17 protein-coding genes are annotated in these 22251 nt (G+C 42.4%); 11 read left to right on the top strand and 6 right to left on the bottom strand.

The window, feature by feature from the left end; all coding sequences use genetic code 11:
* Positions 1 to 124: 124 nt before the first annotated feature.
* The 4 genes from polA to JFC10_RS14150 all read left to right on the top strand — a co-directional run bounded on the left by polA (position 125) and on the right by JFC10_RS14150 (position 6211).
* Entirely contained in the window at positions 125 to 3079 is a 2955-nt protein-coding gene (gene polA / locus JFC10_RS14165; protein ID WP_198333398.1) for a DNA polymerase I, read from the top strand.
* A 172-nt stretch (positions 3080 to 3251) separates the two neighbouring features.
* Complete coding sequence (locus JFC10_RS14160; RefSeq protein ID WP_198333397.1) at positions 3252 to 4430, top strand: hypothetical protein; 1179 nt, start codon at positions 3252 to 3254, stop codon at positions 4428 to 4430.
* 251 nt (positions 4431 to 4681) lie between these two features.
* A complete protein-coding gene (locus tag JFC10_RS14155; protein ID WP_227685793.1) occupies positions 4682 to 5230 on the top strand; it encodes a hypothetical protein in 549 nt (182 codons plus the stop codon).
* Between the two features lie 195 nt (positions 5231 to 5425).
* Positions 5426 to 6211: an SDR family NAD(P)-dependent oxidoreductase gene (locus JFC10_RS14150; protein WP_198333395.1), complete on the top strand. Its 786-nt coding sequence runs from the start codon at positions 5426 to 5428 to the stop codon at positions 6209 to 6211.
* A 65-nt stretch (positions 6212 to 6276) separates the two neighbouring features.
* Here the strand turns inward: JFC10_RS14150 and JFC10_RS14145 are convergent, their stop codons facing one another.
* The gene (locus JFC10_RS14145) at positions 6277 to 7572 is read right to left on the bottom strand and encodes a right-handed parallel beta-helix repeat-containing protein (protein WP_198333394.1); all 1296 of its coding nucleotides are present in this window, start codon (positions 7570 to 7572) and stop codon (positions 6277 to 6279) included.
* Positions 7573 to 7764: 192 nt separating this feature from the next.
* Here JFC10_RS14145 and JFC10_RS14140 point away from each other — a divergent pair, with 192 nt between their 5' ends.
* A complete protein-coding gene (locus tag JFC10_RS14140) occupies positions 7765 to 8100 on the top strand; it encodes a hypothetical protein (protein WP_227685792.1) in 336 nt (111 codons plus the stop codon).
* Positions 8101 to 8199: 99 nt separating this feature from the next.
* Here the strand turns inward: JFC10_RS14140 and JFC10_RS14135 are convergent, their stop codons facing one another.
* Together JFC10_RS14135 and hemH are read right to left on the bottom strand one after the other, a co-directional pair.
* On the bottom strand, positions 8200 to 9015 hold the full coding sequence (locus tag JFC10_RS14135; protein WP_198333393.1) for a BPSS1780 family membrane protein: 816 nt from the start codon (positions 9013 to 9015) through the stop codon (positions 8200 to 8202).
* Positions 9016 to 9214: 199 nt separating this feature from the next.
* Entirely contained in the window at positions 9215 to 10234 is a 1020-nt protein-coding gene (gene hemH / locus JFC10_RS14130) for a ferrochelatase (protein WP_060490449.1), read from the bottom strand.
* A gap of 488 nt (positions 10235 to 10722) precedes the next feature.
* Between hemH and metX the strand changes: the two genes are divergently transcribed.
* The 4 genes from metX (at position 10723) to trhO (ending at position 15061) form a co-directional block, all read left to right on the top strand.
* The gene (gene metX / locus JFC10_RS14125) at positions 10723 to 12138 is read left to right on the top strand and encodes a homoserine O-acetyltransferase MetX (protein ID WP_198333392.1); all 1416 of its coding nucleotides are present in this window, start codon (positions 10723 to 10725) and stop codon (positions 12136 to 12138) included.
* On the top strand, positions 12135 to 12752 hold the full coding sequence (gene metW, locus JFC10_RS14120) for a methionine biosynthesis protein MetW (protein ID WP_045443684.1): 618 nt from the start codon (positions 12135 to 12137) through the stop codon (positions 12750 to 12752). Before metX ends, metW begins: the two co-directional genes overlap by 4 nt.
* Positions 12753 to 13141: 389 nt before the next feature.
* Positions 13142 to 13723 (top strand): tetratricopeptide repeat protein, encoded by a 582-nt coding sequence (locus JFC10_RS14115; protein ID WP_193013197.1) that lies wholly within the window; start codon positions 13142 to 13144, stop codon positions 13721 to 13723.
* A 252-nt stretch (positions 13724 to 13975) separates the two neighbouring features.
* Positions 13976 to 15061 (top strand): oxygen-dependent tRNA uridine(34) hydroxylase TrhO, encoded by a 1086-nt coding sequence (gene trhO, locus JFC10_RS14110; RefSeq protein ID WP_198333391.1) that lies wholly within the window; start codon positions 13976 to 13978, stop codon positions 15059 to 15061.
* Between the two features lie 109 nt (positions 15062 to 15170).
* Here trhO and uraH read toward each other — a convergent pair whose 3' ends face one another.
* Both uraH and serA read right to left on the bottom strand, forming a co-directional pair.
* Positions 15171 to 15602, bottom strand: a complete 432-nt coding sequence (gene uraH, locus JFC10_RS14105) for a hydroxyisourate hydrolase (protein WP_198333390.1) — start codon at positions 15600 to 15602, stop codon at positions 15171 to 15173.
* 411 nt (positions 15603 to 16013) lie between these two features.
* A complete protein-coding gene (gene serA, locus JFC10_RS14100; protein WP_198333389.1) occupies positions 16014 to 17240 on the bottom strand; it encodes a phosphoglycerate dehydrogenase in 1227 nt (408 codons plus the stop codon).
* Between the two features lie 481 nt (positions 17241 to 17721).
* On the opposite strand from serA, the gene JFC10_RS14095 reads away from it, so the two are divergent.
* Positions 17722 to 19164, top strand: coding sequence for an FAD-binding oxidoreductase (locus JFC10_RS14095; protein ID WP_198333388.1), 1443 nt, complete (start codon positions 17722 to 17724; stop codon positions 19162 to 19164).
* Positions 19165 to 19284: 120 nt separating this feature from the next.
* On the opposite strand, the gene JFC10_RS14090 is transcribed toward JFC10_RS14095, so the two are convergent.
* Positions 19285 to 19914 carry a BLUF domain-containing protein gene (locus JFC10_RS14090; protein WP_198333387.1) on the bottom strand — a complete coding sequence of 210 codons (630 nt, stop codon included), beginning with the start codon at positions 19912 to 19914 and terminating at the stop codon, positions 19285 to 19287.
* Positions 19915 to 20462: 548 nt separating this feature from the next.
* On the opposite strand from JFC10_RS14090, the gene JFC10_RS14085 reads away from it, so the two are divergent.
* Positions 20463 to 22100 (top strand): carbon-nitrogen hydrolase family protein, encoded by a 1638-nt coding sequence (locus JFC10_RS14085; protein ID WP_198333386.1) that lies wholly within the window; start codon positions 20463 to 20465, stop codon positions 22098 to 22100.
* Positions 22101 to 22251 lie beyond the last annotated feature (151 nt).

The raw sequence follows: 22251 nt of genomic DNA, 5'->3' as shown, positions 1-22251 counted from the left end.
AAAATGAGCATACCTCCTAGAATCTCTCTTAACTTTTAAGCAGTTCGGCACGCGCTGATTTTATCGTTATAATAAGCACATATTTTTATCTACTAGCTGATAAGTGACTTTTATGGCGGACAATATGACAGACAGTGACCACAACTCCCATCAAGCGCTTGACCCTAAAGCCTTACCGAATTTTGATACCATGCCCAACGTAGCGACTATGGACACCAGTCATGTGGACAAAAATCAGCCACCTTTTATTTTGGTTGATGGCTCTTACTATCTGTTTCGCACTTATCACGCCCTGCCAAAAACCATGCAAAACTCGCAAGGCCTGATAACCAATGCCATCCGTGGCACGCTCAATGCGCTTCTCAAGCTGATGCGCCGTTATCACCCCACTCATATGGCAGTTTGCTTTGATACCAAGTCACCCACTTTTCGCCACCATATGTCTGCTGATTACAAGGCTGCTCGTCCACCCATCGATATAGAGTTGCTAGAGCAAATTCCTTATATCCATCGCTTGGTAACCGCCTTAGGCATTCCACTGTTACGCATCGAAGGTGCAGAAGCGGATGATATCATCGGTACACTCACACATCGTGCAGTCGAGCAAGGTCATCATGTGGTCATCTCCACGGGTGATAAAGACATGATGCAGCTGGTCAATGACTGTGTAATATTGGAAGACAGCTTTACTGGCAAAGTCACCGATATCCAAGCGGTCATTGATAAGTTCGGTATCAATCCAAACCAAATGATTGATTTTTTGACATTGATGGGTGATGCATCGGACGGTATCAAAGGCGTGCCAGGTATCGGTAAAAAGACGGCGAAAGACTTACTCATAGAGTATGGTGATATCGACAATATGTTAAAGCATATTGGCTTTATTAAAGGTCGCGGTGCCAAAGGCTTGATTGAACATGCCGACGATATTCCATTCAATGCCAAACTGGCCACTATCGTCACAGACTTAGATATCGGTCAAGACTGGAACGATTTAAAAATCGATACTGATCCTTGTGCCTATATAGATGAATTGCGCGAGTTATATAGCGAGCTTGAGTTTAGAAATGAGCTGGCCTCTCTCGACCATCCGAATCATCCAGCAAATGGGGCACAAAGTGTCGAACATAGCCAAGCAGATGCTGAATCACAAGCACAAATCGCTAAGTCGCTACAATCAAGCAGTATTGAAAATGTCCAAAACGGCAAAGAGCATGATAGAGCGTGGCATACTGTGCTCGACGAACCAGCTTTTGAGAGTCTAGTCGAATTATTAGAGTCTGCGCCGCATTTTGTCATCGATACCGAAACCACTAGCGTCCATTGGCGTCAAGCACAAATCGTCGGGTTGTCCTTTGCGGTACAAGCGCATGAAGCTTATTACATTCCACTTACGCATGGTCTAGAAGGTGATGAGCTGACGGCTAAACAGCTCGACCGTGATACCGTTTTAACACGCCTAAAACCTATTTTGGAAAACCCAAATATCGGTAAAATCGGTCAACATCTAAAGTATGACGCGCATATCCTCGCTCACTATAATATTGACCTAGTCGGTGCAATACATGAGCAGCCCAATAACTGGGCAATGGACACCATGCTTGCCAGCTACGTTATCAATGCGGCAGCCACTCGCCATGGTATGGATGATTTAGCACGTCATTATTTACAGACTCAAACCATCAGCTATGAAGATGTCGCTGGTAAAGGTGCTAAGCAAGTCACCTTTGATCAAGTCGCCATCGATATCGCTAGCGACTATGCGTGTGAAGATGCCGATATCACCTATCAGCTATTTGAAGTGTTTAGCGTCGAGCTGGCGAACGATGCCAATAATGCCAAATTACTACACGAGCTAGAGATTCCAACGGCGGAGATACTTTGTCAAATGGAAGCAAACGGTATTTTAATCAAGCGTCCATTTTTAAACGAGCTATCAAAACGCTTTGATGAAGAGATTATCGCGCTAGAAAAACGCGCCTATGAAGTGGCAGGTGAAGAGTTTAATTTAGGCTCACCTAAGCAGCTCGGTGAAATGTTATTTGAGAAACTCGGCGTTCCGGGTGGCAAAAAAACCAAATCAGGTCAATACTCTACTGGCGAAGCCGTGCTGTCCAAAATTGATCATCCATTGGTCGATATTACCTTAGAGTATCGCGGTTTATCTAAACTCAAAAGCACTTATACCGATGCGCTTGATAATGTCGCAGATAGCGAAACTGATCGCGTACACACCAGCTATCATCAAGCATTGACCAGTACTGGGCGTTTGTCTTCAACTGATCCCAATTTACAAAATATTCCTATTCGTACTGCGACTGGTCGCTTAATTCGTCAAGCCTTTATCGCGCCTGAAGGTCGTGTTATTTTAGCGGCGGATTACTCACAAATCGAACTTCGTCTCATGGCGCATTTCTCAGGTGATAAGAACTTAACGCATGCCTTTAACGAAGGGTTAGATATTCACGCTGCGACTGCCGCTGAAGTACTTGGCAAAGATGTAGCGGACGTAACCTCGACCGAGCGCCGTAATGCCAAAGCCATTAATTTTGGTCTGCTATACGGTATGAGCGCCTTTGGACTTGCCAAGCAATTGCAAATGAGCCGCAATGAGGCACAAGATTATATCGATATGTACTTTGATCGCTATCCGGGTGTCAAAAACTATATGATTAATACTCGCGCCAGTGCTCACGAGCAAGGCTATGTCGAGACGATATTGGGTCGTAAGCTCTACACGCCTGATATCACTCATAGCAACCGTATGGTCAAGCAAGGCGCTGAACGTGCTGCGATTAATGCGCCACTTCAAGGCTCAGCGGCAGATTTAATCAAGCTGGCTATGATTGCCGTCGATAAGGTATTACCCAAAGAACAAGCCAAAATGCTGCTACAAGTCCATGATGAACTGGTGTTTGAAGTTGATAGTGACAAGGTTGATGAAATCAGCCAGTTGATTACTAATGCGATGCAAGATGTCTTAACAACAACTGCTGTCGAAAAAGGCTGGAACGTGGATTTTGCCGTGCCGTTATTGGTTGAGACGGGTGCTGGCGAGAATTGGGATGAGGCGCATTAAAGTAATGCTAAGTATAAATAAATGAAATTGAAAAAGGCTAGGCAAAGTGCCTAGCCTTTTTCTTATTAGCAGATTTAAAGCATCTCAAATCACGACCTTCTTGTAATTAACGACCTATGGCATAATACTTTTGTTTATCCTTTTTAGCTACCCAAAGTAATTGAAGCTCTCCATGATTAAACTAGCCATTCTCAACACCATTACCCTTTCCACACTTGCCAGCTTAAGTTTATGCACGCAAGCATGGGCGGATACTACGTCCACCACAGAGCCGAAAGTCGAACCGCTAAAATCTAACACGGCTTCGTTATCTCATGATGCTAACTCTCATCGTGATAAAAACCTCAGTATTAATCGTGATGAAAGCCTCAATCAATTTGGCTATCAACCTACCGAAACATCTGCCGAACAGCCTGCTCAATCAGTACAAGAAGCACAAAACTGGACGGATGAACGCCGTGAAGACGTCCAAGATCAACTGCATGAATGGGCACACAAAATGGACAGTTGGTTCGGTGAACCGGATCCCCAAAAACCTGCCAAAGCCAGTTTACGAGTTGTATTAGATACCCGCTGGGTCAACGATCCACAATCAGGCAGCGAGGTGAGCGTTGAGCCTAGAATTCGTGGCCGCTTACGATTGCCAGTCTTAGAGAAAAGATTGAGCCTGATTATCGGTGATGAGGATTTGGATGAGGATACTTTCTTAAAAAAAAATGTGACGGGTGATACTTACCAAGCAAGCACCAGTAACCAAAACGGACTCGTCAACAGGAGAAAAACGCGAGAAGACAATGGTTCTATCGCCCTTCGTTGGTCACGTTTTAGTCATGAGGTTGAGCAGCAGTTAGGGGTGAAGACAGATGTCGATGTCGGAGTTCGCTCGCTCGATGACCTATACTTAAAAGTGAGCGTCGATAAAGACTGGTATGAGAGCAAAAAATGGACTGTCACTAGTGATAGTTACTATCGTTATGGACTCGATAGTGAGCACTATGCAAAAGGCGGACTAAATCTGCAATATGGTACAAATGCTGACCGGTTCATCAATAATCGCACCGCCATTCGTTATCGCAATCAAGACGATGAAGAACGCACAGACTGGAGTAACGATCTCAGACAAGTACACTATTTTGGCAACGAAAAACAGCTGGCTTATGGTATCTCTACGGGCGGTTACTTTGACCATGATAAATCAACATTAAACAGCTATGGCCCTGCTATGAGCTACCGCCAACCCGTTTGGCGAGAGTGGCTTTATGTACAAACAGAACTAAACTATTACAATGATAAAACAGAAAATAAGGACCATTACCCGTCAGCATTATTACGGATGGAAGCCTTATTTTAATGCGGCCACCTATTGAACTAGCTATGCCATCATGGGTATAAATAGCCGATAGAAATGTTTGTAATAAAGAGCATTTGTTTGCTGTTATTAATAATGACATATGACTCATTAGTTATATTAAATAACGTTATAGCGCTGACGTTGGCGTTATAATAGCTGCTTATTGCGTTGTATGTAATTAGATAATTTTCGGTCTACAGTGAGCCTTTGTGCTCACTTTTTTTATTTTCAAAAACCAGGAGGTTTTTATTTTGAATTCAGATGGCATCATCGAAGCCCCCGGTATCATTATTTTATTCGCCTGTCTGCTACGTTGCTTACAGTATTTACTACAGAGTTCTGCCATAAATACTTTTAAACAGGTTCGAGCTTTTTGGCTAGCAGCGGTGCTGGTATTCTTTGCCGTGATACGCCGTGAGTTAAATTATCTACCAGACTTATTGGTTCCCACTGACTTTATGTTGCTCAGCCATTCTTATGACTGGTGGGAAGACGTCGTCCTGACCATCGTTTATTTGCTTATCATTGGCTTATTGGCTTATGCATGGCGCTACCTTTGGGCAATATTAAAAAAGGTGCCCGTGTCTTTGTATCTCACTGTCGTCGCCTTAGTATTATTAGAATATATGGGTGAAAACGCCATTATGATTCCCGAAGCTTTGGGTGTTATCATAGAAGAGCTGTCAGAAACTGCTGTTTATGGCATTGCCTTGATTTATTTGTGGCGCTTGAACTTAAACGATTACGACTGTCAATCAAAAAGGGCAAGCGAGCTGCATTATCAAACAGCTTCACGTTAATGCAAAATGTCTTTGCTGATAGTGATTAATACTTGTACTTACTATATTACTCACCCTGCGCTCTATATCAATAGTCATACTCTCTAGCAAAATACATTTAGACGAATTTGTTATACTAATAATAAGCCCGAGGGATAAGCACTCTAATATACGACCTCGATTTACTCATGATTAATAACGATTAAGTCACTTATTATGAATATATTGATTACAGGCGCATCACGTGGTATCGGTTTGGCAACAGCGAAAAAGCTGGCGGAAAAAGGCCATCATATTGGGTTGTTTGCGACCAATACCGCGACCCTTGAAAGCGCCATTAAAGACAAATCTTTCAAAAAAGCCGCCAAACAACAGCGTATTATCACAGGTCAGCTGGATGTCACTCAGCCTGACTCATGGGACAATGCTATCAATCAAATGGTTGAACATTTCGGTGGTATTGATGCACTCATCAATAATGCTGGGGTGCTGGTCAGTGGCGCATTGCCAACGACCAACCTAGATGAGCAATTGGCTTTAATTGACGTCAATTGTAAAGGCGTTTTGATTGGCTGTCATAAACTGGCGCCTTATCTGGCGGATAGCAAAGACGGCAAAATTATCAATGTGTCCTCCGCTTCTGCTATTTATGGTCAACCCGAAGTCGCAACTTATGCTGCCAGCAAGTTTTTTGTGCGTGGCCTCACAGAAGGCCTTAATATTGAGTACGAAAAATTGGGTATCAAGGTTATCGATGTGATGCCGCTGTGGGTCAAATCTGACATGACTGCCCATATCGAAGTGACCAGCATGGATCGCTTGGGCATCCATCTAACCGTCAACGATGTGGCCAAAACATTGTGTAAACTGACGACCAGCCCCAATCGTAAACTCAAAAGTACGCATTACTCTGTGGGCACACCAGCGAAACTCTTTCAGACACTGTCACAAGTGACGCCTGATCCGCTTATCCGCTGGATCAACACCAGAGTTGGTGCTTAATAAAAATATCGCCTATTCGTTATACTGTTATTGACCGTCAATGCTTATTTCATATAAAACCACATTTACGGCTGCTCAATATGAGTGGCCGTTTTGCTTGCCTCACGAATTTTTATGGCTTGCTCAGCGGTCTTATCAATGAAAACATTGTTTTGAATAACCGTCCCTTTTATCGCTCCTGCTGCGCTGTCTTCCCGAATTTCAGAACCGACATAAATAGGTAAACGCACGTTCGCTGCAAACTTATTGCCAGCTATTAGCGTGCCATCATCCTCCACGATAATGCCCTGCTCGACTTGCTCAAAGCGATTATCGATGATTTTATTGTCCTTAGCGCTGTCTAAATGATAGCTAGCAAATGCTGTCTTTTTAAGCAAATAAGCACCGCATTCAAAACCTTTGAGATTGCGCGACTGTCTTGATGCGACCCAAACCCCGACTGGCTCGTCGTTAAAAATATTGCCACGAATTATATTGTCTCGGCTCGACTCGGTACGCTTAAAGTGATTGCCTCGCGCCTGATCATCGGCATGCTCAAAGCAATTGCGATACAGCAATATACTGCCTGCACCATTATGGATAAATTGATTATTCTCGATACGATTATTGCTCGACGAATCCACAGCAATGGCCTCACGATTGGGCTTAAAGGTACGGAATCCGTTACCGATAAACACTGAATTTTTAATCACATTATCACGACTGCCAAATTCTAAATATAGCCCAACAGTGCCTGCGTTTTGAATACGTACTTTATCAAAGCTCACGCCATGCACATGATCACCGACGAACATGCCACTATTGATACTGTTTTGGCTACTCACATTAATCACGCGAATATCGCTTGGTGCAAGAGCACGATTGGCAGCAGGTTCTATCAAGCCGCGCGCGTAGCGCTGATTGGGCTGGCTATATTGGCGAATATGTAGCGCATGACCGTAGCCATCCACATGACAGTTGGCAACCACGATATCTTTGATAGCGCTATCTGTCTTGGGTTTAATCATAATTGCGCTGGCCGTTGACTCATCATCAGTACGGGTACTGAGCAAAGCGCCCTGACAGTCGAGTGAGCTGTGCGAATCATTCAACTCAAAGCGTATCGACTTGGCTGTCAAATCACAGCTTGCACTAAGTACACTATGACCTTTTACCTTAACTATTTGCTTCGGCGTTAATTGTTCGCAATCTATGGTTGTCGTGGCTTTTGGCAGTTTGGCATCAATCACAAGCGGCGGCTTTGCTACCACATCATCAAGTCCCACATCACTATTGGCAAACGTTAAACGTTCACAAGCGGCCAGACCTATCGCGCTGCTTATCAACGTGGCGGTCAGTAGTAATTTATTGAGAGATGACATGTAGAACCTTCTTATTTTATAAAATTGTCTTATTTTATTGGGAAGCGCATTCATTTTACTGACTGTCTTACATTTTTTGAACATCCTGTGACACCTTACTACTATCGGTGGGCATCATAACGCGTCACACTGACTTTGATAAATAAACCTTCATAAATAAAATCGATAATAACCATTAATAATAAGGAAACCATGATGGACAATTCAAAAAGCCCATTACCAGATGCAATGGATCATATTCAAGACGATACGGACATCAATGATAACAGCCAAGAAATTGATTTAGACGATCCTATGTTACATACCATTGATAATGATGATGTAATTGACAATAGCGCAGGATTTGACAACTCGCAAGCTGGAAGTGATGTGATTCAAGGACTAACCCCCATGCATCGCCAAAATATAGACGAATCACGGATCGACGAAGTATTAGTGGACGACAATTTGGATGACAGCGACTATCCTGACATTGTCGATATCGCTGATAGAGACGCGGCGGAACGTAGTAACGATGATGACTTTTAACCAAGCTCTCACACAATAAAAAAGCACGCTCGATATAACGGGCGTGCTTTTTTATTGTGCTTACAGTACTTCTGATACTAGGGTCTGTTAAGCAACCAACTATACCGCTGACAATGGCTGATCTGTCCAAACGTCTCGGTAACTAGTGTAGTAGGTAATCATACCTATTGGAAACAGTACTAGAAGACCTAGTCCTAGTGTAAAAACTACCATCAATATCATTATTATAGGAGCAATCAACCAAAAAACTAAAAATGGTAAAATGTTTTTTAAACACCCTTTAAAACTCATTTTCATTGCCTGAACGGGCTCAATGTTGTGAAGCACAATTAAAGCAGGTGCAAACCAGATAGCCATAAGTACAGGAAATAATAGTATAAAAAGTAGTAAAGAACCCAATACTATACCTACAATAGCAACGTCACTTGACTCCTGACCTAAAGACAAAGCCATACCGCCAAATATAATCAGCATAGGTATCATTGCAACAACAATAGCCACTAAATACAATACGAATAAAATAATTAATGGCTTGAGATGCGTATAAAAGGCTGAAAAAAGATGATCAAATCTCAGCTCGTTGCCTACAGCTTGATCGGCGCAGCCTTTTATTACTCCACCAACAAAAACAAAGGAAAGAAAAGGGAAAATGAAATTTATCACGGGTACGCTACTGCCAATCATAGCAATGACTAAATAAGCAACACCTATAGCTAACCATAATAAGAATTGATCTTTAAATATTGCAAATGCTTTGGTAATCCAACTTATACCCCATCCTGCTTGGCACATTCGAGGTTCTGCCAATAACTGCGGTAGTAGGCCGCCATACTCGTCCGTTGGCGGTAATTTCGGTGGTTGGCCGTTAGGTTTTTGTAGAGACACAGAGGGTTGTGAATCGTTAAAGCTGGACATGTTTATCCTCAAAAATAAAGTTAAGCAAACGTAAAATTAACAATGGTAATAAAACAAAATTTTGTTTGGCGTATTTTCACATATCAGTCACAAAAAATCCCAACTTTATTCTATTTTAATCAAATTCATTAAAATCATTTAGCCAAAAAAATACCGAACATGATGTCCGGTATTTTTTATGATTTACAAATACAGTCAATTAAGCCCAACCATCTAGCGTTCCCGCCCAGCCTTTGACCAATGGTGCACTAAGCGCTTCAAGCAAATCAATGTGCGCCTCATCCAAGTTCAATGCAGGAATATAGTGATATTCTTGTCCACCCGCGTGGAGAAAGTTTTCACGGTTCTCAATGGCAAGCTCTTCTAGCGTTTCCAGACAATCAGCAGAAAAAGCCGGACTAATGACTTGTACCGAGCGCACACCTGACTTGCCCCAATCTTCTAGTACCACATCGGTATAGGGCTTGACCCATTCTTGCTTACCAAAGCGTGATTGAAAACTGATAATCCATTCATCATCCTTTAGACCAAGCGCATGAGCCACTTGTGCAGCGGTACATTTACAACGCTTAGGATACGGATCGCCTTTATCAGCATAAGGCTGCGGGATACCGTGGAAGCTAAACATCAACTTGTCAGGCTTGCCATGCTCTGCTTGAAAACGGCGAATCGAATCGGCCAATGCTTGGATGTACAGCGGATGCGCAAAGTAATCTTTGACGATGGTATAGTTCGGCAAATTGCGCTGCTTGAGCGTCCACTTCGTCAGCGCATCATAAACAGCGCCACCAGAGGAAGCCGAATATTGCGGAAATAATGGCAAGATAACAAAGTGATCAACGCCTTCACCGCGCAAAGTATCCATCACATCAGGCAGACCAGGATTGCCATAGCTCATCGCCGGATGGACAGAAACCCGAAATGGCGCGGCACTATTTGCAAGCCGTGGTTCTAATAGCTCCACTTGGCTTTTTAGTATCTTACGAATCGGTGAGTCGCCTTCCCAAATACTGGCATAAGCTTTTGCCACACGTTTAGGACGGCTTGGCAATACAAATAAATTGAGAATAATCGCCCACAAAAACTTAGGAATCTCGATGACACGGGGATCAGACAAAAACTGTTTTAAGTAACGACGTACGGCAGGCGCTGTTGGCTCATCTGGCGTACCTAAGTTCACTAATAGGACGGCAATACGGGGAGGCAGTTCAGGTTTCATAGCAGCACTATTTTATTATTAGGTTAATTAAAGAAGAATATGCGATAAAAGATTATTAAGTCATGATTGAATAAATGCTTTATTAGTGTAGCATTTTATCCATTAATAACGCAGGGTAAAAGCACACTTATACAATTTGATACTTAGTTGCTATTTATTAATATTCGTCAATTATTAATTGACCCCAACCCTTCTCTGTCTACCACTCATTGTCCCTCAAAACTGCGCTTAAAAGACTATGCTCAAAAGACTGGCTCGACGGTTGTACTCCTACGCGCATCACCATACAATAGGCAAGCATATTGTAAGAAAAGCATTTAGAAAACAGTGTCGGCAAAGCAGTATTGGCAACACTGCCTATCGACAGTTTGCCCTTTTTATTTTATTGATGATTGTTGTCTTGCGAGGTAGCTTTGAACGCACGCCCTAATAATACCAGTGACCAGTCCCCGACAGATACGCTTCATTCGGCTAGCCTAGTTAATCCCATGGACTCAGTCAGTTCAGTTGGAATTGTCACGCCTCAGATTTTTCATTTCGCTGAGCCGTTGACGTTAGAATGTAATCGTACTTTGCCATCGTTTGATTTAATCATCGAAACTTATGGCACGCTAAATAGCGACAAATCAAACGCGGTGCTCATTTGCCACGCCCTATCCGGCAGTCATCACGCGGCAGGTTTTCATAGTGCTGATGATAAAAAGGCTGGCTGGTGGGACAATATGATTGGCCCTAATAAAGCCATCGATACCAATCGGTTTTATGTCGTATGTGTCAATAACATCGGCAGCTGTTTCGGCTCTACCGGTCCAACGACCATTAATCCTGACAGCATCGATTCAGACCAGAACCATTTAGACAAAAATAATTTAAACAAAAGTAATCAAAGCAGCGAACCACAAGTTTATGGACCTGACTTTCCGCTCGTCACTATTAAAGACTGGGTAAAAACCCAAGCCATGCTCTCAGACCGTCTCGGTATTGACGTTTGGCATGCCATTGTTGGTGGATCCATGGGTGGTATGCAGGCGCTGCAATGGTCAGTTGATTATCCAAATCGGTTAAAACGCTGTGTGGTCATCGCCAGCACGCCAAAGCTCTCAGCACAGAATATCGCTTTTAATGAAGTGGCACGCCAGTCCATTTTATCTGACCCTGATTTTAAAGAGGGACGTTATTTACAAGCAGGCACCTACCCTCGTCGCGGGCTAATATTGGCTAGGATGGTTGGGCATATTACCTACTTGACCGATGACGCGATGAAGGCAAAGTTTGGTCGTGATTTAAAATCTGGCAAATTTATGTATGGCTACGATGTTGAGTTCCAAGTGGAAAGCTATCTACGCTATCAAGGCGAGCGCTTTAGCGAAAATTTCGATGCCAATACTTATTTGCTCATGACCAAAGCCTTAGATTATTTTGATCCAACACGTGATTATCCATCAGCCGTGGCAACAAACGCTATAGAATCAGCAGCACAGCTTAAGGACTCGATTGCCACATCAGTCGAATCTAGTAAAAAAAATATGCAACATGCGTTAGAAGATACGGTGGCAACGATAGATGAGAGTGAGCAGAATCGCCAACAAGAGCTGTCTGCGCTCAAAGCGGCCTTTGCCCATACGCAATGCCAATACTTGGTGGTCTCATTTACCACGGATTGGCGTTTTGCACCCGAGCGCTCACAAGAAATTGTCGATGCACTGATGGCCACTGGCAAACCCGTCAACTATATCAATGTCGATGCGCCGCATGGTCATGATTCTTTCTTATTTGATATTCCCCGTTATATGGGTGCCGTCCGAGGATTTTTGACTGCGCCATTTATCACCGACAGCAAATCAAGACAGTCAGCAAAAAGCACAAATCAAAACAGCCAGCAAAAAGCAGGAGCGCGCTCATGAGAATGGATCATCAATTGGCTGAGCGCTGGATTGCGCCGCACTCACATGTACTGGACTTGGGCTGCGGTAATGGTGAGCTACTCGCGCATTTACAACAAAATCGTGGCGTAACTGGCTACGGGCTTGAAATTGACGAAGAAAAAATCAACGATGGTATCGCCAAAGGCTTATCTATCATCGAGCAAGATCTGAATGATGGTCTGGCACGCTTCGCTGATAACAGTTTCGATACTGTAGTCATGGCACGGGCACTGCAAGCGGTAAAATCGCCTGATGTGCTCTTGCTTGACATGCTACGTGTTGCCCGCGAAGCCGTCATCACCTTCCCCAATTTTGCCCATTGGCAAAACCGCATTCATTTAGGGCTTAAAGGAATGATGCCTGTCTCAGAAGCATTGCCTTATGAGTGGTATAACACTCCCAATATTCATCTATGTACTTTTAAAGATTTTGAGCAGCTTTGTGCACAGCATGATATTCATATCGTCAACCGTTTTGCCGTCAGCGATTCTGAAAAAGGTCATACACCACTTATGAAAGCATTGATACGCCAAGCACCCAACCTATTGGCAGACGTCGCTATCTATCGTGTCACCAAACAAAAACCTGAATAATATTTTTGTCTACTTAGTATTGATGGAAAGAAGTAGCACGGTTCATAAATACAAATTTTAACCTTAATGATAGGTTGATTTATTCTTACGCTTAAGTAACTCTATGATTTTATTGAGGACAATGCAGTATGAATAAGCATTAAACCATGTAATTAGTATTTGAGTTTCGTAAGTTTGGGTGTTAAGCTAGCAAAATAGTGTCAATCGCACCCTGATTCTGACCGTTTATCGGTTCGATTAAAGGAATTTGCCACACTACATCGATTAATTATATTGCTAATGATTAGGTAAGTTGGTATCGCAAGATTTCACCTAATTGTTATCGCCGTCTAAACCGTTTTAGCGGTGCAACTTTTTTTGCTTATTAACTGCCTAATTTTGGAGCTGCTATGAAATTATTAAAAGCTGCGTTGTTTACTGCCTTATTTTCTTGTGCAGGTCTAGCAAACGCTGAGTTAATATCAAACGTGCCACTTGATACTTCGCGTTTTGAGCTAATGCCCGTCAGTGAATTGTCTAACCGTGCTGCCCAAGGTAACGATCATGCTCAGTTTTATTTAGCCAAGCGCTTACAGAAAGGCGAAGGCGTTGCACAGAATACTAAACAAGCTATCCAGTGGTATACCAAAGCGGCTCAGCAAGGCGTTGCCCCTGCTCAGTTGAACCTTGCCATCATGTATCTACGTGGTGAAGGTGTCCAACCTAACCTGCAACAAGCCCGTGTTTGGCTAGAAAAAGCGGCAATGCGCGGCGATAACCGTGCAAGCTATACACTTGCTTTGTTAGATGAAAAGCAAAAAAATCTAGTCGATGCTTATAAATGGTACGATTTGGCTGCCCGTGATGGCATGCTAGATGAAAAAGTACGTAATAAAGCACGCGGTAAAATCGGACAATTGGCATTGAACTTATCAAGCTCAGACATCGCTAGTGCTCGTAGCAAAGCCGATACTTGGTTCCAAAGTAAATAATATCTAATCTTACTTTACGCAGTGAATATAAAACAAGCTCAGTTGAATACTGGGCTTTTTTGTTGACTATTTTTATTATTATCATCCACTATATCTGTCTTAAGAACGATAAAACCTCCAAAACTTCCCTAAAATTTGCTACACTACGCGCGCATTAGCCAATTCCACAATCGCGCTAGTGTTATCAATTAATGTCATAAAATACCCTAACCCAATGCACTAGGTTTGCGACCTAGCCAGCAGGAGAAAAACATGAGTACCCTTCAAGACCATAATATAGATAGCAATATTCAAAACAGCACTGTCACCGACAACAAATCAGCCCCTGCCTACGATAGCGTCACTAATAATATTGTCGTTGCCGCTCTATATAAGTTCACGCGTTTTGCTGACTTTGAGCAATACCGCGAGCCAATTTTAAATAACATGCTCGATAATGATGTCAAAGGCACATTATTGATTGCCAATGAAGGCATTAATGGTACGATTTCTGGCACACGCCAAGGTATCGATAACGTCCTTGAGTATCTGCGCAGTATCGAAGCGATTGGCAGCTTTACCTTTAAAGAATCTTATACCGATGCCCAACCTTTTTATCGTACCAAAGTGAAGCTCAAAAAAGAAATCGTCACCATGGGCGTTGAAAATATCGACCCATTGCAATCAGTTGGACGCTATGTAAAACCAAGCGAATGGAATGCGTTAATCTCAGACCCTGACGTCATTCTTATCGACACCCGTAATGATTATGAAGTTAAAATCGGTACGTTCCAAAATGCCGTCAATCCAAATACAGAGACCTTTCGCGAGTTCCCAGAGTACGTGGCAAAAGAGATGGATCCTGCCAAACATAAAAAAGTCGCGATGTTCTGTACAGGTGGTATACGCTGTGAGAAGTCTACTGCTTATATGCGTGAGCAAGGCTTTGAAGAGGTGTATCATTTAGAAGGCGGCATTCTAAAGTATCTAGAAGAAATTCCAGCCAGCGACTCTATGTGGCAAGGCGATTGCTTCGTTTTTGATAACCGTGTGTCGGTCAATCATAACTTAGAAAAAGGCAACTATGAGCAGTGCTTTGCCTGCCGTATGCCCATTACTGTCGATGACATGCAAAGCCTTGCTTATATCAAAGGCGAGTCATGCCCACACTGCATTGATAAAGCGACCGACGAGCAAAAAGCCCGTTTCCGTGAGCGCGAGCATCAAATGCAGCTGGCGAAGAAACGTGGCGAAGCGCATATTGGTAGTGATGTGATTGATGTGATTGAGAAACGCAAAGCCGCTAAGATTGAAGCACGTCGTCAAGCAGAGGAAGCCAATAAAGCCAACGCTGAATAAATTTAGAATTGATGAAAGCAAAAAGGACGCCCCAATCAAATATTTGATTGGGGCGTCCTTTTTGCTTTATTAGTACTGACTTATGACTTACTTAGTACGTATATACGGCTTAGCTACCGCGGTAAGTACTATAGCCGTATGGAGATAAAGTGATTGGCACATGGTAATGGTTATCGCCTTCGATATTGAAGTTGACTTCAACATACGGATAGAAAGATTCTAAACCTTGATTTCGGAAATAAGGAGTCGTCTCAAAAATCAACTTATAAGTGCCGTCATGCTCAACGCCGTCTTGATTCGGTAGGAAATTGCCGATACGACCATTATTATCAGTCTTTTGCGTATTAAGCAATTTCCAGCTACCGGTTTTCTCTTGCATCATCAGTTTTACGTTAACGTTTGGTGCTGGTTTGCCCGTGCTAATATCTAAGATATGACTAGATAATTGATATTTCTCTTGATCACCAGCAGCATGACTAGCCGTTGCAGTCATGGCTAATATACTACCAAATGCAGCTGCCTTGAGTAAGTTGTTTTTCATGAATGATCCTATTCAATCGATTGTATGTGTTAAATGAATTATCTTCTTAAGCAACAAGCTATTTGCCCATTTTAAAATATGCTTGTCCGCAGAACATAACCGTGATTTACCTCGAAAACATAATTAATCATATTGTTCATTCAAACTATATTCAGTATTATAGCTTTAATGTACTGGTGTAGTTTAGGTTATCAATCAGACAATATAATTAAGATAATGTTAACTTATATAACAACAAGTATAGTGAATGTAAAAATTACATTAGCTATACTTGATATTACTCATAAATAAAAATATCAATATCGTGATTGAATATTCCAACCGCTTGATTTAAGACAAAAAAATAGCAGACTATCTGAATGATGGTCTGCTATTGCCATGCTTATGGCGATTCTTGTATATAAATCTTATTTAAAATAAAATACGCACGCGAATCGTTTCTTCTACGTCTTTCAACTGATCTAGCGCGGCTGTTGAATCGTTATAATCAACATCCATAACTAGATAGCCGACATCGCCTTCTGTCATTAGGCTCTGTGCTAGGATGTTAATCCCTGCTTCTGCAAACAAACGGTTGATCTGAGACAATACGCCTGGCACGTTTTTGTGGATGTGTAACAGACGATGCGAGTTTTCTTTGAACGGAATCGATACTTCTGGAAAGTTCACGGCTGTCGCGGTGTCACCTTGGTCAGAGTATCTAACAAATTTATCAGCAACTTCAAGTCCGATATTGGCCTGTGCTTCTTGGGTTGAGCCACCAATGTGCGGCGTCAAGATGACGTTATCAAATTTACGCAGTGGTGATTCAAACTCTTCGTCAGCAGATTTTGGCTCTTTTGGGAATACGTCAATCGCCGCGCCCAATATCTTACCAGATTCAAGCACAGCGGCTAAGTCATCAATTTCTACGCAAGTACCACGAGCGGCATTGATAAAGTAGCTGCCGTCTTTCATATGCGCGAACTGCTCAGCTTTCATCATATAGCGCGTACTTGGTACATCAGGCACATGCAAAGTCACGATGTCAGCCGTTGATAGTAGCTCTTCTAAGCTACCTACTTGTACCGCATTACCCAGTGGTAATTTGGTCACGGCATCATGATAAATGACTTTCATACCAAAGCTTTCTGCCAAAACAGACAGTTGCGAGCCGATAGAACCATAACCCACGATACCGATAGTCTTACCACGTACTTCATGTGAATTGGTCGCAGACTTGCCCCAACCACCGCGATGTACAGTGGCGTTCTTTTCAGGGATACCGCGATATAACATGATAGCTTCGGCCAATACCAGCTCAGCCACCGAACGGGTATTTGAGTATGGCGCGTTAAAGACGGGAATACCCAAATCACGAGCGGCGTCTAAGTCTACTTGGTTGGTACCGATACAAAAGCAGCCAATACCGATTAGCTTGTGCGCGTGCTCAAGTACTTCACGTGTCAATTGCGTACGCGAACGGATACCAATAAAGTGAGCGTCTTTAATCTTTTCGATCAGCTCATCTTGATCTAAAGCGTGACTGATATTCTCGATATTATGATAACCAGCTCCTTCCAATACCTTTAAAGCATTGTCATGTAGACCTTCAAGCAATAAAAACCGGATTTTGTCTTTTTGTAGTGATAACGCCATATGAGAACTGTCCTATAATTGTCTTATAAAATTATCTGAGGGATAATCTGTAGTCGAAGCCGTTTAAAGTAGGTATAAAGCCATCAAGCGCAAACAATACACTAAGTACATTAAATGAGGTTAACGCCGTAACCACTTACAAACGCTTTAACTATGTGGTGGGTGAAACGAAAACAGTCTGGATATCTTACACAAAATTGGGCGGCGATGTTAGCAGATTAGATGAATTATTGGTTATCAAGCCTGAAAACTTTTTATGCTATAGTAAATCACGCTGTTCGACGTTTATTAAACTGTCTTTTGCCATTTATATCCATATAAACACGCAGCATGACATCTTTCTATCATTGCTTCACTTGCTCACTTATAATTAAATGAATATATACTATATAAACATACCTATGTGGCTATGTTTATATCAATTTAGCGATATAATAATCCCCTTTATGCATAGCGCTTACGTTTATACCGAGATTTGACCATGACTTCTTTATCTAGCCAAAGCACCTCTGACACCCATACAGCTGCCGTTCAAAGCATTTTGAGCACTCTGATAGATACCCATCAGTTTGACGCCAGCCAAATCAAAACCGACGCTGAAAGCCTAGAGCATTGGGGCAAAGACTGGACCAAGCATTTTGCACCAGCAGCTGCCGCCATCGTCTTTCCAAAGACCACCGAACAAGTACAATCTATCGTACTTCTTGCCAATCAGTACAGTGTTGTTCTAACTCCGAGTGGTGGTCGTACTGGTCTATCAGCTGGTGCAGTCGCCGCTAATGGTGAAATAGTCGTTAGTATGGATAAGATGAACCGTATCGGACAGTTCTATCCGGCCGATCGAATAGTTGAAGTCGAAGCGGGCGTCATTACTCAGCAGTTGCAACAGTTCGCAGAATCAAAAGACCTCTACTACCCTGTCGACTTTGCCTCAGCTGGCTCAAGTCAAATAGGTGGCAATATCGGCACCAATGCCGGCGGTATCAAAGTCATACGCTACGGCATGACTCGTCAATGGATTATGGGGCTGACAGTAGTCACTGGTAAAGGTGATATCTTGCAGCTCAACCGCGGTATGGTCAAGAACGCTACGGGTTATGATTTGCGTCAACTGTTTATCGGTAGTGAAGGTACGCTTGGCCTCGTCACTCACGCACAAATTAAACTTGAGCGTCAGCCCCAAGACTTAAATGTCATGGTGCTGGGTATGGACAGCTTTAATGATGTTATGAATGTGTTATCTGCTTTCCAAGCGCAAATTGATTTGACTGCATTTGAATTCTTCGATGATGTGGCGATTGATAAACTGATGGCACACGGTCAAGTGCAAGAGCCGTTTGAGTCGCGTACTAAGTTTTATACGCTATTAGAGTTTGAAGCGCCGTACGAGCCGATCATGGATAAAGCCATGGCGATATTTGAACATTGCATGGAACAAGGTTGGGTCGTCGATGGTGTCATGAGCCAAAGCCTCGCACAGGCTGAAGAGCTGTGGAAATTGCGTGAATATATCTCTGAGACTATCTCGGTATTTACTCCTTATAAGAACGATGTATCCGTACTGATAAGCTATGTACCTGAGTTTATCACCGAGATTGATCAGATCGTTAGCAGCAACTACCCTGACTTTGAGGTTTGCTGGTTCGGTCATATCGGTGATGGTAATTTGCATCTTAATATCTTGAAGCCTGAGAACATGAGCAAAGATGATTTCTTTGCTGAATGCCAAATCGTCAACAAATACGTGTTTGAGACGGTGCAAAAGTATGGCGGTTCGGTCTCTGCTGAGCATGGCGTTGGTATGACTAAAAAGCCCTATCTAAATTATAGCCGCAGCGAGACTGAGATTGATTACTTACGAGAAGTCAAAAAAGTCTTTGATCCAAATAATATTATGAACCGTGGCAAGATTTTTGATATGTAATTAGCACTCTCATCACTTATCTTAAATAAAAAGACGCTAAACCCAAAGGGCTAGCGTCTTTTTTCATGAATTATAAAAGCTATCGATATTCTAAAAGCTCACGAATTTGTGACATTCAACTCATAGATATAACAAGACCAGCGCTACCACTAATAACACACTTAAAAAACCTTGAACGATTAAAAATGCTTGGTGCGGCGCTGCGACATGACGAAACATGTTGCCCAGCGCATTATAGGTAATACCAGCCGCTTTAATATGTGGCGGTGTATCAAAGGTTTTAATAATTTGCAAAAAATTCTCGGTACGATCAGACGACCAATTATGCGGCGTAAATGGAAAATAGGGTGTTAACTGCGCAGCTTGTTGTTTGGTCGCAGGTGACCACAACCAACGTTCTAAAAATAACAAGCGCATACGCCAATCAGCAAAACACCGATGTTCTATCGTCTGCAATAGCAATATCTCAGTATTCTTGTGACGCTTATCTGCAAATATGCGTTGCTTTAGTGCAAATACGTGCGCTTTCTCACCTTCGATACATTGCAAAAAGTGACCACTACCATAACATAGAGTCCCTGTGATGCCATGCTGTTGGTTATAATTACGCGCATGACATTCCACTTCATCAAATATAGAGGCGCTTAAACGTGAGACTAACGTCAGACTGCTGGCATAGACCAATTGCACCAGCGCTGAGTCTTCTATGTCATCCCACTCACTGACTCTATCGTTGTGATTTAAGGGCATAATAAAATAATCCTAAAAAACCGTTTAAATACGGCCAAACAAAACAACGATGCCCTAATAAAAAAAAGATATCGACTCACAAAAACGTAGCAAATAATTACCACGTTAGACTGTCATTGCTGGAGTAGCTTGTTATGATAACGAGCAAAACAGATAGATCAAAACGAAGCGCTCTAAGAAACGCTGTTTAAAAATATTGTTAGGCTAATATGACCACCAAACTGCTACCCTCAGGTTAAAAACTGCGCTAAACACTTGGCTTATATTAATCCTGACGACTGTTTACGAAAATTATGAACTTTTTTTATATTCACTTTAAAATGATATGAGGTTTAAAAACACCTCAGTGATGTTAAAGCTGACAGCAGCCATAAGATAAAATATCGTCATAACTTATTGTAAATACAATGATAAATTATTGTAACGATAATATTTTATGATTGGAATATTTTTATCGCTTTTGTTACACAAAAATTTGCCAGCTACATTGCGGCAACGCATGCTATTTAATACCACCAAAATTAATAAAGAGCTAAAACAGGAAAATTATGAGCAAAATAGAAAAACTAGACGACTTTCATCTCACCATCGCTGAAATTAAGAAAAAAGACTATCCGCAATTAAAAGCACTAATGGATCGTGTCTATGTCAACTTGGGTGGTGCATGGTCAAAGAACACGATTCATACCTTGATTGATGCTTTCCCCGAAGGTCAAATTGCGTTGTTTGACCATGATCAATTGATTGGTATCGTGTTATCTATGCGTGTTGATTATGCTACGTTTTCTAACCCGCATACCTATGATGATCTAATTGGGCACAAAGAAATTATCAGAGACAATCCCGAAGGCGATGCTATTTATGGCTTAGACGCCTTGATCGATCCTGAGTATCGTGGTTATCGTCTAGGACGTCGATTATATGACGCCCGTAAAGAGCTGTGTCGCCAGCTAAACTTCCGAGCTATTTTGGCTGGTGGTCGTATCCCGAACTATCACAACCATCAAGATCTCACACCTGGCGAATATATTGAAGCCGTCGCAGCTCGTGAAATTCATGATTCTGCATTGTCTTTCCAACTCTCAAATGGCTTTATCGTCAAGCGTATCTTGACTGCTTATCTACCGGATGATAAACAATCTAAAGGTTTCGCTACTCTGCTTGAGTGGGCAAACATTTATTACGAGCCGCAAGACTATAAGCCAAACACTCGTAAGTCTGAGGTACGTATTGGTGGTATCCAATGGCAAATGCGTGAAGTCGAGTCACCTGAAGAGCTGCTGCAGCAAGTTGAGTTCTTTGTCGATATTATGGCTGATTACAACTCTGACTTTGCTTGTTTACCAGAGTTCTTTAACGCACCATTGATGGGATTATGTGAATCGACGGATCAAAACGTCGCTATTCGCTTTTTGGCCGGTTATACCGAATGGTTCAAAAATGAGATATCGCATTTGGCAGTCAGCTATAACGTTAACGTCATTACAGGCTCTATGCCGTACTTGGATGAGGACGATACGTTATACAATGTCAGCTACTTGTGCCGCCGCGATGGTACGGTTGAAGAGCAGCGCAAAATCCATATTACCCCGCATGAGCGTAGCGCTTGGGTCATTGAAGGTGGTGACGAAGTTAAGGTGTTTGATACCGATGCCGGTCGTATTGGTATTTTGGTATGTTATGACGTTGAATTCCCTGAGCTTGCCCGCCTCATGGCACTTGATGATATGGATATCTTGTTCGTGCCATTTTGGACAGACACGCAAAACGGCTATCTACGCGTGCGCCACTGCGCCCAAGCACGTGCGATTGAAAACGAATGCTATGTGATGATTTGCGGTTCAGTAGGTAACTTACCACAAGTTGAGAGTTTGGATATTCAGTACGCGCAGTCCTCTATCTTCTCACCGTCAGATTTTGCATTCCCGCATGATGCGATTATGGCAGAAACGACGGCCAACACTGAGATGGTATTCTTTTCAGATGTGAACTTAGACAAGCTTATTCATGTCCGTAACGAAGGATCGGTACATAATCTGCTTGATCGCCGTGATGACTTGTATAGTTTGAAGTGGAAGAGAAAATCTAAAGTATCTGCCAGTAAGCTGAGCGATGATGAGCGCCGTGAAAACTCTGGTAGCGTACTTTTAGGTGACCCACTACAGGACCGTGCGCAGAAATCTTAATCAGTCCCTTTAATAAGCCAACACTGATATACGTTTTAATAGAATTTATGAGTAATACGGCTGACATTTCAGCCGTTTATTTTTATCTATCAAAAATAGACCTCTTGCAAAAGTAGTTTCAAGACTCAAAGACTATAACTGAACCCTAAAT

This window comes from Psychrobacter aquimaris, assembly GCF_016107525.1.
GTDB classification, from domain to species: domain Bacteria; phylum Pseudomonadota; class Gammaproteobacteria; order Pseudomonadales; family Moraxellaceae; genus Psychrobacter; species Psychrobacter aquimaris.
This window is presented reverse-complemented; position numbering and strand designations above follow the sequence as displayed.